General features: G+C 38.8%; 14 protein-coding genes. 11 read left to right on the plus strand and 3 right to left on the minus strand.

Annotation, left to right across the window (positions count from 1 at the left end; genetic code table 11):
• Positions 1 to 81: 81 nt before the first annotated feature.
• From MuYL_RS13455 to MuYL_RS13470, 4 genes are all read left to right on the plus strand, one after another.
• A complete protein-coding gene (locus MuYL_RS13455; protein WP_211710138.1) occupies positions 82 to 480 on the plus strand; it encodes a helix-turn-helix domain-containing protein in 399 nt (132 codons plus the stop codon).
• Positions 481 to 664: 184 nt separating this feature from the next.
• Positions 665 to 1522 (plus strand): universal stress protein, encoded by an 858-nt coding sequence (locus MuYL_RS13460; protein ID WP_094571071.1) that lies wholly within the window; start codon positions 665 to 667, stop codon positions 1520 to 1522.
• Between the two features lie 112 nt (positions 1523 to 1634).
• Positions 1635 to 3086: an MBOAT family O-acyltransferase gene (locus tag MuYL_RS13465; protein WP_094571072.1), complete on the plus strand. Its 1452-nt coding sequence runs from the start codon at positions 1635 to 1637 to the stop codon at positions 3084 to 3086.
• Positions 3087 to 3089: 3 nt separating this feature from the next.
• Entirely contained in the window at positions 3090 to 4022 is a 933-nt protein-coding gene (locus MuYL_RS13470; protein ID WP_157740844.1) for a hypothetical protein, read from the plus strand.
• A 9-nt stretch (positions 4023 to 4031) separates the two neighbouring features.
• On the opposite strand, the gene MuYL_RS13475 is transcribed toward MuYL_RS13470, so the two are convergent.
• Positions 4032 to 4604, minus strand: a complete 573-nt coding sequence (locus MuYL_RS13475; RefSeq protein ID WP_094571074.1) for an HdeD family acid-resistance protein — start codon at positions 4602 to 4604, stop codon at positions 4032 to 4034.
• A gap of 23 nt (positions 4605 to 4627) precedes the next feature.
• Positions 4628 to 7039 (minus strand): phosphoenolpyruvate synthase, encoded by a 2412-nt coding sequence (gene ppsA / locus MuYL_RS13480; RefSeq protein WP_094571075.1) that lies wholly within the window; start codon positions 7037 to 7039, stop codon positions 4628 to 4630.
• Between the two features lie 246 nt (positions 7040 to 7285).
• On the opposite strand from ppsA, the gene MuYL_RS13485 reads away from it, so the two are divergent.
• From MuYL_RS13485 to MuYL_RS13505, 5 genes are read left to right on the plus strand one after another with little or no spacing between them, the layout of a single operon-like run.
• Positions 7286 to 7666 (plus strand): hypothetical protein, encoded by a 381-nt coding sequence (locus MuYL_RS13485; protein WP_094571076.1) that lies wholly within the window; start codon positions 7286 to 7288, stop codon positions 7664 to 7666.
• 38 nt (positions 7667 to 7704) lie between these two features.
• A complete protein-coding gene (locus tag MuYL_RS13490) occupies positions 7705 to 9162 on the plus strand; it encodes an MBL fold metallo-hydrolase RNA specificity domain-containing protein (RefSeq protein WP_094571077.1) in 1458 nt (485 codons plus the stop codon).
• On the plus strand, positions 9163 to 9933 hold the full coding sequence (locus MuYL_RS13495; protein WP_094571078.1) for an MlaE family ABC transporter permease: 771 nt from the start codon (positions 9163 to 9165) through the stop codon (positions 9931 to 9933).
• Between the two features lie 6 nt (positions 9934 to 9939).
• Positions 9940 to 10719 (plus strand): ABC transporter ATP-binding protein, encoded by a 780-nt coding sequence (locus tag MuYL_RS13500; protein ID WP_094571079.1) that lies wholly within the window; start codon positions 9940 to 9942, stop codon positions 10717 to 10719.
• Positions 10720 to 10726: 7 nt separating this feature from the next.
• Positions 10727 to 11749 carry an MlaD family protein gene (locus MuYL_RS13505; RefSeq protein ID WP_094572939.1) on the plus strand — a complete coding sequence of 341 codons (1023 nt, stop codon included), beginning with the start codon at positions 10727 to 10729 and terminating at the stop codon, positions 11747 to 11749.
• 22 nt (positions 11750 to 11771) lie between these two features.
• On the opposite strand, the gene MuYL_RS13510 is transcribed toward MuYL_RS13505, so the two are convergent.
• Positions 11772 to 12140, minus strand: a complete 369-nt coding sequence (locus MuYL_RS13510) for a response regulator (protein WP_094571080.1) — start codon at positions 12138 to 12140, stop codon at positions 11772 to 11774.
• A 402-nt stretch (positions 12141 to 12542) separates the two neighbouring features.
• Between MuYL_RS13510 and MuYL_RS13515 the strand changes: the two genes are divergently transcribed.
• Together MuYL_RS13515 and MuYL_RS13520 are read left to right on the plus strand one after the other, a co-directional pair.
• On the plus strand, positions 12543 to 13196 hold the full coding sequence (locus MuYL_RS13515) for a BON domain-containing protein (protein WP_094572940.1): 654 nt from the start codon (positions 12543 to 12545) through the stop codon (positions 13194 to 13196).
• Positions 13197 to 13268: 72 nt separating this feature from the next.
• Complete coding sequence (locus tag MuYL_RS13520; RefSeq protein WP_094571081.1) at positions 13269 to 14120, plus strand: universal stress protein; 852 nt, start codon at positions 13269 to 13271, stop codon at positions 14118 to 14120.
• The last annotated feature ends 116 nt before the right edge of the window (positions 14121 to 14236 follow it).

Here is a 14236-nt window from a genome sequence, read left to right on the forward strand (position 1 = left end):
CCTATACATATGCAAAGTGAAAACAATTACCCAGGCGTTGGTCTAAGCAATTCTACTGCGCAACATACGTCTTGCTCTCACATGGGCGAAATCTTAGAGCGGGTGGTACGCAGGGATCGTATGAGTATTAGTGAACTTTCACGAAACCTGGACGTTAGCCGCCGGACCATTTACAATTGGTTTGAAATGGAAAGGCTTAGTGTTGAAATTATAAAAAGGATTGGCTTTGTAATTGGCCATGATTTCTCAAAGGAATTTCCCGAAGAGTTTGCAATCAATAGTGTAACCGTTAATCCTGAACACAGAAGAATTGAACCACACCTTGCAGATCCTCCGCCAAATGCCGTTTATTACTGGATGGACAGGTATATTAAATTATTGGAAAAGTACACGGAAGTTTTAAACCATGGCAATACCGGTTTGCTTATAATTTTATTTTTCCGCCTGGACACCTCGTTTTCTACAATCTTCTTTGTATAATCTGTTGTACCGATAAGACATTGCTTAAATAATATTATTTGCATTTTTAAATAAAAATTTGGAAATAATCTTATTTGCTACCCTGCCATTTTTATCCTGAAAAGTTAAACGTTAATTAATAAAGTTCAGGGCGCGGCGCTAAAAAATTAGCGAACGCGCCACTGAGTTTTGATGGGCCTTGCTGATGAAAAACATCCTCTTTCTAAATGAACTTAAGTCACAGGATGACAGTACCGCTAAGAACGCGCTGCGACTTGCATACGCTTTGAGATGCGACCTGATTTTATTGTGTCCTTTTAACGAGGAAGGCATACTGAAAAATATTTCGGATGACCATGGTGTCTGCGAATCCTTTGATTTATCACGAAAAGAACTTTTACTTAATATCGAAAGGCAGCTAAAAATGCTTCAGCCTATTCTTGACAGCAGTGAAGGATTTAGACCGCAACTGCAATATCTTATCAAGGAAGGGTCTATTGAAAATAGTATTGCGCAAATTATAAAAAATGATGCGGTTTATATGATATTGATAGGAACGCACCATTGCATGGATTTTTCAAATTTCCTTTTTGGAAAGTATGTTAATCAAATAGCCGACCAGGCAAAATGCCCTGTATTACTTATCCCCTCAAACGCATTATTAGGCGAAGTAACAAACATTTGCTATACTACCGACACGGGCATGTATAACCTTGAAAATTTGAAAATGTTACGAAATTTAGCGCAGAAGCTCAATTCAAATATGTCTTTACTTCATGTAAGCGCTGATGGGCTGCCCTGCCTCAAAAGCGACGACGCTGTGTCGGAATTTTTAGAATATATTTCATCGCCAGACAAACACCCCGCCATTAACTATCATGACTTTAATGGCGCCGAAAATGAAACCACATTTAACGATGTTGTGGAAAAAGAGGACATTGATATTCTTATAATGCCCCATAGAAAATATCATTTTTTTAAATTCATATTTAAAGCTGTTCTGGCAAAAAAATTATTCAACTATAACAATATCCCCGTTTTGATCGTTCCGGCTTACCAATAACGGAATATTCGAGAATCTAATACAGCATTCTTACCCCCATTCTGCGTTTCAAAAAAAATTCCGCCTCTCAGCGATTAAAGAAGATTGATAAATAAAATTCAAAAAAAATCAAATGCTTTTTAACTCTGTCTCGTTTGCTATTTTTTTACCGGGTGTGTTTATTTTATACTGGTTTGTTTTAAATAAGAACCTTAAGCTTCAAAATATATTGCTGCTTGTCGCCAGTTATTTTTTTTATGCCTGCTGGGATTGGCGCTTTATGTTCCTGCTCATTTTCTCAACACTTCTTGATTATTTCACAGGTATAAAAATGAGTGAAACCGAAAAACCGGGTAAACGAAAATTCTGGTTTTGGCTAAGTGTTTCAATAAACCTGGGGTTTCTGGCAGTGTTCAAATATTATAATTTCTTTGCCGGATCATTTTCGGAGGCTATATCAAATTTAGGTTTTTATGTGAGCCCGTGGACGCTGAAAGTCATCCTTCCTGTGGGAATATCATTTTACACTTTTCATGGCTTATCTTATGTAATTGACATCTATAAGAAACGGATCAATGCAGAACGAAATATTGTAGATTATGCCCTTTTTGTAAGCTTTTTCCCGCTGTTGGTTGCCGGCCCTATTGAACGGGCAACACACCTTTTACCACAAGTGAAACGGAAACGGATATTCGACTATACGCTAGGGGTTGATGGTTTACGGCAAATACTTTGGGGCCTGTTTAAAAAAGCCGTAATAGCTGACCAATGTTCAGTGTACGCGAATACCATTTTTGCCAATTCACATATTTACTCCGGCAGCACATTGGTATTGGGAGCACTTTTTTTTACTTTCCAGATCTACTGTGATTTTTCGGGCTACTCTGACATTGCATTAGGTGTAGCCAAACTTTTTGGAATTGAATTACTTAGGAATTTTGCTTTCCCTTATTTTTCAAGAGACATTGCAGAGTTTTGGCGTCGTTGGCATATTTCGTTATCAAGCTGGTTCAGAGACTACCTGTACATCCCATTGGGAGGAAGCAAAGGAGGAACATGGGAAAAGGTAAGAAACACATTTATAATATTTTTAGTTAGCGGCTTTTGGCATGGTGCGAACTGGACATTTATAGCATGGGGATTTTTAAACGCATTGTTTATAATGCCCTCTATCCTATTCAACACCAACCGAAATAACCTGGAAATAGTTGCAAAAGGCAAAAGCCTGCCAACTTTAAAGGAGTTTCTTAACATGTTGCTTACGTTTTCACTGGTGGTTTTTGCCTGGATATTTTTCAGGGCCAGTAGTTTAAGTGACGCTACAAATTATATCAGCAGAATATTTTCGGGATCGCTTTTCACTATCCCTCAATTTGATGCTAATCGTTTAGAGGTATTGGAAACCATGATTTTAATTTTAATTTTTTTAGTTATCGAATGGAACGGCCGTGAAAACCAATACGCTATTGCAAAATTGGGAAAACTTAAAAGCCGAGGTTACAGGCTGGCATTTTATTTTAGTATCATCTTGCTTATTTTCTTGTTCATGGGAAGAGAGCAACAGTTTATTTACTTCCAGTTTTAATTTATGAGACCCTTTTTAATAAAGACAATCAAATTTTTCGCGATGTCCATGGCGCTGCTTATTTGCTTAATTTGCGGACCGTACTTTTTAATAAATAAAAATTCAAGTTTTAAAATTGATAAAAAATCGAAAATAGTTTTGTTTGGCCATTCGCATCCCGAATGTGCCTTTAACGATTCCGTAATAGCAGATTTTAAAAACCTGTCCCAATCTGCAGAACCTTATTTTTACACTTACCAAAAGGTAAAGCAAGTTTTAAGCCAGAACCCTCAAATTGAGACCGTTTTAATTGAGTATTCAAATAACCAGATAGATGAAAAAATGAATGAATGGACCTGGGGATATAAATACATGTCGAATATGCTTCCACAGTATTTCCCTTTTATTGATAAACCCGATCTCATGTTATTGGCAAAAAACAATTCAAAAGATTTTTTGAATTGCCTTTCAATAGCAACAAAACATGACTTATACCATGTTTTAACCTTTAATTATAATTATACTTCCAAATTAGGCGGCTATTTACACCTGCAGGAAGTTCAAAAGCACGAAATAAAACCGATGACCACCAGCGCCGAAAAAGCATCCTCTAATTATTCTGCGGTAAATATAATATACCTACAAAAAACCATAGCTTTTTGTAAACAAATGCATAAACGGGTGTTCCTGGTCAGGAGCCCGCAACACAAACAATACGAATATTTGAAAAACGAAAAAGATTACCTGGCAATTAAGCAGCATAAGTTTTCGGATACTGAACTATTGGACTTCAATGATTTTCCGTTGGAAGACAGTGAGTACGCTGACTTTGGGCACCTGAATTATAAAGGCGCGCTGAAATTTTCAAAATGGTTCAACCTGAAATTGTTGTCAGGGTTATTGAGCTATAAAAACAAACAGAACATTATTAATGAAAGCCTTATTGCACTTAAATAGTATTTTTTGCTAACGACCCCGAATATTTTTTATTTGCCTGAACTTAATGGAAAGGTAAATTCTAAAGATACCTGCGCATATAAAAGCGAGCCCTGTCCATAAAATAATGTTCACAATCCCGAATGACGGGTACCCCAGGATCATCAACGCAAAAAACACGATAAAAATCCCCGATAACAAAAGCCACCCCCATTCCCAAAAACTCCGGGAACGCATTCCTATAGAGTGCCCTATTGCAAACATCCCCCTGAACAAAATCCAAAACCCAACAATTAGCCGCAAAATAGCCATGGTGATTAGTGGGTAAAATAACAGGTAACTACCTACTGCAATGTCAACAAGCCCGCCAAACAATGTTAGCCCCCAGGTGGCAAGGTGTTTATAATTGGCAATTGAAAAAAAAACCTCGAAAAAGCCTGTTACTAATATCCCAAAGGCGAAAGCAACGCTTAATGACAAATAAGATTCAAACGGGGAAAGCAAAACCCATACCCCAAGCCCCACCAGTACAAATCCCGAAAACAATATCAGCCACCAGTAAATAACTGTATTTGTATAAGTTTTGCTTGTTACCACCGCCATGATTTTCAAATTTATGAGTTAATTTACACAGTTTGATGTTCACGCAGGTATGACTTGTTTTGTTGGGCCAACGCGTCGTTGATGTTTTGAATTCCACGAATCAGCGCGTCATGATTAAAAGCGATGCTATCGATCCCCGTTTCAACCAGCAATTGGGTAAAAGCAGGCGAATCACTTGGCGCCTGGCCGCATAAACCTACCTTCTTGTTAAGCTTTTTAGCTTTCTTTATCATACTTACAATTAGTTGTTTAGTGGCTGAGTTTTGCTCATCAAACAAGTCGGCTATCAGCGCTGAATCCCTGTCTATCCCGAGCGTTAGCTGAGTAAGATCATTGGAGCCAATAGAAAAGCCATCAAATATTTGTGCAAATTCTTCTGCCAGCAATACATTACTGGGAATCTCGGCCATTACAAATATTTCAAGGGCGTTTTTCCCCCGCTCTAAACCGTATTCATGCATCAGGTTCACCACTTTCTCCCCTTCTCCCACTGTTCGGCAAAACGGAATCATCAGTTTAACGTTAGTTAGGCCCATTTCATCCCTTACAACCTTCATTGCCTCACATTCAAGCCTGAAACCTTCCCTGTAACGTTCGTTATAGTACCTGGACGCCCCCCTGAAACCGATCATAGGATTCTCTTCTTCAGGCTCAAAATACCGGCCGCCCAATAAACCGGCATACTCATTTGTCTTGAAATCACTCATCCTTACAATAACTTCTTTTGGGTAAAAAGCTGCAGCAATAGTAGCTACCCCTTGCGAGAGTTTATCAATAAAATACTGTCTTTTATCCTGATATAACAATGTCAGGTTATTAATCTCAAGGCGTTCCGTTTCCTCTGTTACTCTTTCAAAATTTACCAATGCCATTGGGTGTATTTTTACATAATTACTGATAATAAACTCCATACGCATTAATCCTACTCCATCGTTTGGATACAACGACAATTGGAAAGCCTGATCCGGATCTCCGATAATTAACTGTGCTTTTACCAATTCCGGTAAATGAATTTTACTGATATCTGTTTCAGTTTCCGTCCAGATACATTTACCGCGGTAAACGTTGCCAATTTCACCCTCGGCACAACTTAGCGTAATTAATTCGCCGTCTCTAATATTTTCTGTAGCATTTTGAGCACCAACTACAGCAACAGCGCCAAGTTCCCTGGCTATAATAGCAGCATGACTGGTCCGGCCTCCCTTATTAGTTACAATACCAGAAACCTTTTTCAAAATAGGATCCCAATCGGGGCTCGTAGTATCAGTAACTAAGATATCACCTGCTTTTAGTTTACCGGCTTCACCAGTTGACGTTAATACCCTTGCAAACCCGCAGACTATTTTATTACCAACGGCCTTTCCGCTGGCAATAATTTCTCCCTTCTGCTTTATTTGATAGGATTTTATTTTGACAGTTTTTTCCCGGCTATGAACAGTTTCCGGCCGGGCCTGTATAATGTACAACTGATGATTGATCCCATCTTTGGCCCATTCAAAATCCATAGGTTTTTGATAATGTTCTTCAATTACCAGCGCCCAATTGCCTAATTGTTCAATCTCCGCATCTTGCAGCACAAATTGCCCGCGTAGTTCCCAGGGTGTATTTATATTAACGGTTGAATTTGCTTTGTCTTCAGTATTTGAATAAACCATCATTTCACTCTTACTTCCCAGGCTCTTCCGGATTATAGCCTTCATTTTATTTTTCAAAGAAGGTTTAAAAACGAGGAACTCATCTGGCGTAACAGATCCCTGCACCATATTTTCGCCCAAGCCCCACACGCCTGCAAGATGTACAACGTCCCGAAAACCAGATTCAGGTTCAAGGGTAAAACCAACTCCTGAACAGCCAAGGTCAGCCCTTACCATTAGCTGCACGCCAACTGACAGAAAAACTTTATCATGCGCAAAGCCCTTATCCTCCCGATACTTTATTGCCCTATCGGTATAAAGCGATGCAAAACATAATTTTACAGCACCAAGCAATGCAGCATGCCCTGTAATGTTTAAAAAAGATTCGTGTTGACCGGCAAAACTGGCTTCGGGCAAATCCTCTGCGGTTGCGCTGCTACGTACGGCCACAGCCGGGTCTTTAAACTCAAACAAATAATCATAGGCGTCAATTATTGCCAGCCTTAAATCATTTGGCACCACACCCTGAAACATTAGTTCCCTTGCTTTAAAGCCAATTTTCGAAAGATTGAAATAGGTGTCCCTGTCCAGTTCTTTCATTAAATCATTCAGTTTTTCTTCCAGTTTGTTAAAACTTATAAAATAGCGGTAAGCTGCAGAAGTGATGGCAAAGCCATTGGGAATTAATACACCTTTAGGGATTAGACAATTAAACATTTCACCTAATGAAGCATTCTTTCCGCCAACTTCTGCAATATCCTTTATGCCTATTTCACTGAATTTTTTGATGCAATTTTCCATTTTGACAATTTTAGGAGTATGTTGAGTAAGGATGGTATCCAGGGGATTTTAATTACTCAAAGCTAACTGGCGAGTCTTCATTACTCCATGACTTTAATCATTCACTGAAATGATCTGCATCACATTTAACCTGATCCAACCGGCCCGCAAAAAGAGAAAGACAGCGTTTTGTTAATGTGAGCGAAATCACTTTTAATCGTGCCGCTGGTCATTAGATCCCGGCTCAATTTGAAATATCCTTGTACTATGAAAAGTATCAATGTTAAGCAGATTACGAATCTGCATAATGATGCCCTGAGAGGGCTTGATTTTTACGCGCAGGAGCTTACGATATTACAGGAACGACTTGAAGAAATTGCTGCTGATAATACAGGCAAAGAAGTATTGGAAAAGGTGGAGCATTTTCAGAATCAATTTATTATACATCGCCAGCAAATTGATGATCTGCGCCATTACCTTCACGCGAATTTAAAAACTATTGAAGTGCAGATAACTGAAAATACCGGATTTGTTACAGAAAGTTCACTTGATAAGAACAAAAATCTATACGAGCAATATGTTACAGAAGAAAACATATTTAATGAAATGCATCATGAATTTAACCGATTTGCGGCTGAATGGATGTAGAAATAAAGCTTTATTATTAAATATATAATATGGGAGCGATGACAGATAATTTAATCGGAGGCGACAAACTGGCCGTTTACCTACAGTCGCTTGGTGCGGCAGAAACGGTAACTGGTTCCAAGCACTTATTGAATACGCCGGAATTTACCTTATTGGTAGATTGCGGGTTGTTCCAGGGGATTAAATCGCTCAGGGAAAAAAACTGGGAGCCGTTGCCTGTACAGGGTTCAGCTATTAATGCTGTAATACTTACACATGCACACCTTGATCATTGTGGTTATATTCCCCAACTGGTTAAAAATGGTTTTCGCGGAAAGATTTATATGACTGGGCCAACCCGTGACCTGGCGGAACTAATATTACGTGATGCCGCTAAGCTACAGGAAGAGGATGCTAAAAAAGCAAATAAACACGGCTACAGTAAACATACCCCGGCCCGGCCTCTTTATACCATTGCAGATGTGGAAACCGCATTAAGGTATTTTGTACCGGTTGATATTGATAAAAACTACAGTTTAACTAATAACCTGAGCTTTCAATTTTCACCAGCAGGACATATCCCTGGTGCCTGCTCCGTGTTAGTGAACTGTTATGGAAAAAAAATAGTTTTTTCTGGTGACATTGGCCGTCATAATTCTGAACTACTTCCAAATCCTGTTCATGCTTCCGAAGCAGACTATGTGGTTATGGAATCAACTTATGGCAACAGACTGCATGAAGAAGAAGATCCGGACAAAGCCTTGGCAGACGTTGTTAATGAAACACTGCTTCAAAAAGGAGATATACTAATCCCCTGCTTCGCAGTTGGAAGGGCGCAGGATGTAATTCATATCATTTATAAATTAAAAAGAAACAAAAGTATCCCACAAGGGCTTCCTGTTTTCTTAGATAGCCCAATGGCTGCATCAGCAAGCAAAACATTGCTAAAGTATCCGCAATGGATCACTATCAGCAAAAAGGAATGTGAACAAATGTTCAGCGGCATAACAATTAATGAAGATTATCATGGAACCGAACGAATAATAAATCAAAAAGGAAGCAAAATTATTCTTGCAGCCAGCGGAATGCTTACCGGGGGGCGTGTGCTTGAATATCTAAAACATTATATTTCTGATTCAAAAAATACTATCCTGATTATTGGATACCAGGCCGAAGGAACCCGTGGAAAAGCCTTATTAAATAAGGATTATGAAATCAAAATACATGGTCAATACTACCTAATAAATGCAACTGTGAAAGAAATTGATGGCTTATCGGCACATGCTGACCAAAAAGGACTCATATGCTGGTTAAAAGATTTTAAAACTATACCGGCCCATGTTTACCTGGTACACGGTGAACCGGATGCGCAGCAGGCCCTCAGGGTAAAAATAAAAGACGTGTTGGGTATAAGAGCTACTATACTTAAACAAGATCAAAAGGAACTTCTATTCTATATAAATGATCAGCAAGCCCAGCCGGCGGAATTGGTTCATGCAATCCAATATCATAAATAAATGGATTTACTGGTAAAAGCACGCGAATATTTAAATCAAACAGGAAGCATTGCCAGGTTTGCAGGCAATTTTTTTTCTGAGGGCTTTAAGCCGCGCTATGAAATTAAAGAGCTGTTGGCACAATGCTACCTTATAGGTTATAAATCGTTCCCACTGGTAGGGCTAACGGGTTTTATAATGGGGCTGGTACTAACCATGCAGCTGCGCCCCTCGCTTGAGCATTACGGTGTAGATTCAGAATTGCCGGTAATGGTAGGTATAGCTATTGTGCGTGAGATCGGTCCGGTTATAACCGCATTGATATTCGCCGGAAAAATAGGCAGCAGCATAGGGGCCGAACTGGGTTCTATGAAAGTTACTGAGCAAATTGACGCCATGGAGGTTGGGGGAACCAATCCGTTTAAATACCTGGTAGTTACCCGGGTACTTGCTACCACGCTGATGCTTCCCATCCTTACCATATTGGGCGATGCCGTTTCGTTATTCGGGGCGTATATCGGTGTTAACATCCGCTCGGTAACCAGTTTTACTTTATTTTTTACAGAGGTATTCCACAGCCTTACTTATAGCGATTTTATCCCAGCATTTGTTAAAACCTTTTTCTTTGGCTTTGCAGTAGGTATTGTTGGCTGCTATAAAGGTTATAATTCAAGTAAAGGAACTCAGGGGGTGGGTATTTCTGCTAACTCCGCAGTAGTGCTGTCATCAATCCTTGTATTTGTAATTGATTTGCTGGCGGTACAGCTAACTGATTTATTGGGGCTTAACTAAAGTACTATGACAACTGCAGCCGATAAATCAAATAGCAATCGTAACGACAGTCCGAATAACGGGCAGGTTATAGTAATTGAAAATTTATGCAAAGCATTCGGTAAAAATGTAGTGCTTAATGGCTTTAATCTCACTATAAATAAAGGTGAAAACGTTGTTGTGTTAGGTAAATCCGGTTCCGGAAAATCGGTATTGATAAAATGCCTCATCGGCCTATTGAAACCCGACAGCGGCAAAATACTTGTTTTTGGAGATGATGTTGTTGAGTTAAATCATGATGATTTGGATAAGTTACGAACCAAAATTGGTTTCCTTTTTCAAAGCAATGCATTGTATGATTCAATGACCGTGCGTGAGAACCTTGAATTTTCACTCCGTAGGCACTCCATAGATGTTTCGCAGCAAGAGGTTGACAGGCTTGTTAAAGAAACCCTGGAGAATGTGAATTTACCGCACACCATTGATATGATGCCCGCTGAACTATCAGGGGGAATGGCTAAGCGTATAGCGTTGGCACGAACCATGATTTTAAAGCCCGAAATTGTTTTATACGATGAACCAACTACAGGACTTGACCCTGTTACAGCACGTGAAATTGATAAGCTGATAGTTAAACTGCAACATAAATATCACGCCTCATCTATCATTATTTCGCATGATATGAATTGTGTAAAAAATACAGCTGACCGGGTGGTATTATTGCTGGATGGAAAATGCTATCTACAGGGAACTTATGAAGAGTTTGAGAACTCAACTGATGAAAATATAAAACAATTTTTTGAATGATATTGTAATGGCAAAACAGGGAGAAAATAATATAAAACTAGGCACATTTGTGTTAACAGGGCTGATTGCCTTGATATTTGCCTTCTATATGATTGGTAAGAACCGTAACATGTTTGGCTCCAATTTTGAACTGAAGACTAATTTCTCAAACCTTAACGGATTAATAGAAGGTAACAATGTTCTTTTCGCAGGCATACAGGCCGGAACTGTGAAGAAAATAACTATTGTTAGCGACTCATCAATTGAAGTATTAATGCTGATTGACAATAAAGTAAAACCTTTTATTCATAAAAATGCAATTGCATCAATAGGTACTGAAGGATTGATGGGCGATAAAGTTATCAATATTTCTCCTTCAAAAGTATCGGCCCCTTTTGTCGATGAAGGAGATCAGCTTGCGCACCGGGAAGTAGTAAATACGGATGAAATGTTGCAGACACTATCAAAAACCAACACCAACATTGCTAGTATCTCTGAAGCATTAAAGGGAACTGTTTTAAGCATCAATAACAGTAAAATTTTAGCGCTGTTTAATGATGAGGAATTAGAGAGAAATATAAGATCAACCCTAAAAAACATTAGCAAAGCCAGTGCTAACGCAAATGAACTTACAGGCGGGCTTAACGACCTGATCAGCCAGACAAAGCATGGAAAAGGAGCCGCTGGCGTTTTATTAAGTGACACTGGGTTTGCCGCCAATCTGAACACAGCCATGGTGAAAATCAAATCAGCCAGCGACAATGCAAATAACTTTACCCTACAGCTTAACAGCATGTTAAAAGGGGTAAAAGGAGACCTGGAGGGCGGAAAAGGAACCCTGCATTTTTTATTAAAGGACAGCACACTCGCAAAAAATCTAAGCAAAAGCATGGACAATGTACAAAAAGGTACGGATGCCTTTGCCCAGGATATGGAGGCGCTAAAACATAATTTTTTATTGCGCGGCTATTTTAAAAACCTGGAGAAACAGCGTTTGAAAGAAAAAAATAAGAACAATGTACCGGCAACAACAACCAATCCAGGGCAATAAATACTGATGATTTTGTGAACTACTATTGGTGTAAATATTTTTCAATACAAATCATCAGTTCTTTTTCATCAAAGGGTTTCACCAGGTAGCTATCAATACCATGAAATGCCGCCTTTTGTTTGTCGGTTTGTTCGGATTTTGCCGTAGTAAATATAAAAGGGATCCGTCTGGTGCGGTCGTTTTTTTTTAATGCGTCAAACACTTCATAACCATCCATCCCCGGCATTACTATGTCGCAAATTACCAGGTCCGGTAAATGTTTTTCCGCCAAATTCAGTCCGCTGCTGCCACAATCTGCGGCGATAATGCAAAAGCCTTCCAGCCCTAGCAACTCAGCAGTATTTTCCCTTATATCGTCATTATCTTCAATTAAGAGAATAGTTTTTTGCATGGTCCATGGTATTTGATATTAGTTAGGTAAGAGTTAGAATAGCACGAGAGAAGTTTGTAGAGAATAAAGAAGTAACGCTTTTTAAACTAAGAAGGGATTAATCAAATTTAATACTAATTTTTTAATTAATAAACAAATACAATACATTCCTATTACTATTATATACAATCTAATTTCCTAATCAACAATAACTTATATCAAATATTTCATTATAAAAAAGTATTCTTCTCATCCCATGCCCGGGGTAATATTTCAGTTTATATAATGCACAAAAAAAATAGCGTCCACAATATCCGGCAACTACTTTTAGTGCTTAATATCAATTAGTTAAATGACCGCAATCATTTAATTACAGGAGCATAAAAAGAATATTTGTTTAATAAATCATTGAATTTTTTTGCTATGAAAACTGATTCAGAAATCCAAAAAGATGTGATGGATGAGCTTAGATGGGAGCCTATCCTGAACGCAAGTGAAATTGGTGTAGCCGTAAAAAATGGCGTAGTAACATTAAATGGATGTGTTAACAGCTATGGTAAGAAACTCGCTGCAGAAAATGCAACCTGGCGGGTTAAAGGTGTAAAAGCAGTTGCTGAAGAACTCGTGGTTAAATTTACTGATACTACGCTTACCGATGCCGAAATTGCCGGCAATATTGTTAATACGCTTAAATGGCATACAGCTATCCCTGATCAAAATATTAAAGTAAAAGTTACTGATGGATGGGTATATCTTGAAGGCGAGGTTGACTGGCACTTCCAAAGAGACTCGGCAACTGGTGCTATCAAGTATTTGAAAGGCGTTAAAGGCGTAAGTAATTTAATTTTAATTAAACCAAGGGTTAACACAGCTATAATTAAAGAGAGCATAAAGCAAGCCCTGGAACGCAGCGCCGATTTTGAGGCAGGCAACATACAAGTTGATACTGTTGGTGACAAAGTAATTTTAAGTGGCTCAACAAGATCAAGAATAGAGAAAAACGCCATTGAAAGGGCAGCATGGTCGGCTCCGGGAGTAACGGCTGTTGAAGATCAGCTAATAATTGACTACAACTAACAATAAACCTCCAGCATCAAGAGGCAAATTACCGTTTGACGTTCATGATATAATCAAGCTAACAACCAAACTATGAAAACCATTCTTGTACCCACCGACTTTTCAACCAACGCCAGCTACGCGGCAACTACCGCCTTAATACTTAGCGAAAAACTTCACGCAAATCTTTTATTATACAATACATATATTGATTATCCTAACATTGATTCTTACGCAGGCGGGTCATGGATTGTTGAAGAGTTTGTAAAGAAACAAAATCACAGTAAAGATAACCTTGCTTTGCTTGTTGAAAACCTGGAGGCGCTTTCCGAAAATTTGGATCCGGAAGATAAAAAACCAACTATAAACTGGCAGTCGGGCGACAACGATCTATGGCTGGGGATTGCAGAGATTACCCATCAAAAAAGCATTGAAATGATTGTGATGGGGTCCCGTTCAAACAAACCGGATGATTTTTTACTGGGACATGATACAAATTCAGTAATTGAACATGCAACCTGCCCGGTATTAATTGTACCGTCAAAAACAAACCCCAAAGAAATTGATAAAGTGACCTTTGCTACTGATTTTAATGATGTTGATATAAAAGCAATGGACTACCTGGTTAAACTTGCAAAACTGTTTAACTATAAAATTGAGATAGCACATGTTGTTGAACCAGGAATTAAAGATGCTGAAGAAACAGAAAAACAAATGCATTTCGTTCAGCACGTAGCAAGGTCCAGGTACACGGCAATTTCTTATATCGAAGTCCGCGGAAAAGATGTTGCATCCAGGTTGAACCACCTGTGCAAACAAAACCAAACCGGCCTGTTAGCAATGGTTCATAATAAACGCTCATTTTTTGGCAGGCTGTTTACACATAGCGAAACCAGGAAAGAATTGGCGGATCAGAAAATCCCGCTATTGGTTTTTCCGGCGTAATTTGATAAGTAATACCAATGTTTTAGAAATTGAATAACAGCAGACGGAAAGTCCGCCTGAAATGTCAAAACGATAGCGGCATTTGCAATGACTGTTGAAAAAAACAGATCATAGCA

Source organism: Mucilaginibacter xinganensis, assembly GCF_002257585.1.
GTDB classification, from domain to species: Bacteria; Bacteroidota; Bacteroidia; order Sphingobacteriales; family Sphingobacteriaceae; genus Mucilaginibacter; species Mucilaginibacter xinganensis.

What these genes read in the sequence shown, in the direction of transcription:
- MuYL_RS13470 (WP_157740844.1), top strand. Translation starts at nt 3,090, where the DNA reads ATGAGACCCTTTTTAATAAAGACAATCAAATTTTTCGCGATGTCCATG.
- MuYL_RS13475 (WP_094571074.1), bottom strand. Translation starts at nt 4,604, where the DNA reads ATGGCGGTGGTAACAAGCAAAACTTATACAAATACAGTTATTTACTGG.
- MuYL_RS13490 (WP_094571077.1), top strand. Translation starts at nt 7,705, where the DNA reads ATGACAGATAATTTAATCGGAGGCGACAAACTGGCCGTTTACCTACAG.
- MuYL_RS13510 (WP_094571080.1), bottom strand. Translation starts at nt 12,140, where the DNA reads ATGCAAAAAACTATTCTCTTAATTGAAGATAATGACGATATAAGGGAA.
- MuYL_RS13460 (WP_094571071.1), top strand. Translation starts at nt 665, where the DNA reads ATGAAAAACATCCTCTTTCTAAATGAACTTAAGTCACAGGATGACAGT.
- MuYL_RS13505 (WP_094572939.1), top strand. Translation starts at nt 10,727, where the DNA reads ATGGCAAAACAGGGAGAAAATAATATAAAACTAGGCACATTTGTGTTA.
- MuYL_RS13520 (WP_094571081.1), top strand. Translation starts at nt 13,269, where the DNA reads ATGAAAACCATTCTTGTACCCACCGACTTTTCAACCAACGCCAGCTAC.
- MuYL_RS13500 (WP_094571079.1), top strand. Translation starts at nt 9,940, where the DNA reads ATGACAACTGCAGCCGATAAATCAAATAGCAATCGTAACGACAGTCCG.
- MuYL_RS13515 (WP_094572940.1), top strand. Translation starts at nt 12,543, where the DNA reads ATGAAAACTGATTCAGAAATCCAAAAAGATGTGATGGATGAGCTTAGA.
- MuYL_RS13485 (WP_094571076.1), top strand. Translation starts at nt 7,286, where the DNA reads ATGAAAAGTATCAATGTTAAGCAGATTACGAATCTGCATAATGATGCC.
- MuYL_RS13495 (WP_094571078.1), top strand. Translation starts at nt 9,163, where the DNA reads ATGGATTTACTGGTAAAAGCACGCGAATATTTAAATCAAACAGGAAGC.
- MuYL_RS13455 (WP_211710138.1), top strand. Translation starts at nt 82, where the DNA reads ATGGGCGAAATCTTAGAGCGGGTGGTACGCAGGGATCGTATGAGTATT.
- ppsA (WP_094571075.1), bottom strand. Translation starts at nt 7,039, where the DNA reads ATGGAAAATTGCATCAAAAAATTCAGTGAAATAGGCATAAAGGATATT.
- MuYL_RS13465 (WP_094571072.1), top strand. Translation starts at nt 1,635, where the DNA reads ATGCTTTTTAACTCTGTCTCGTTTGCTATTTTTTTACCGGGTGTGTTT.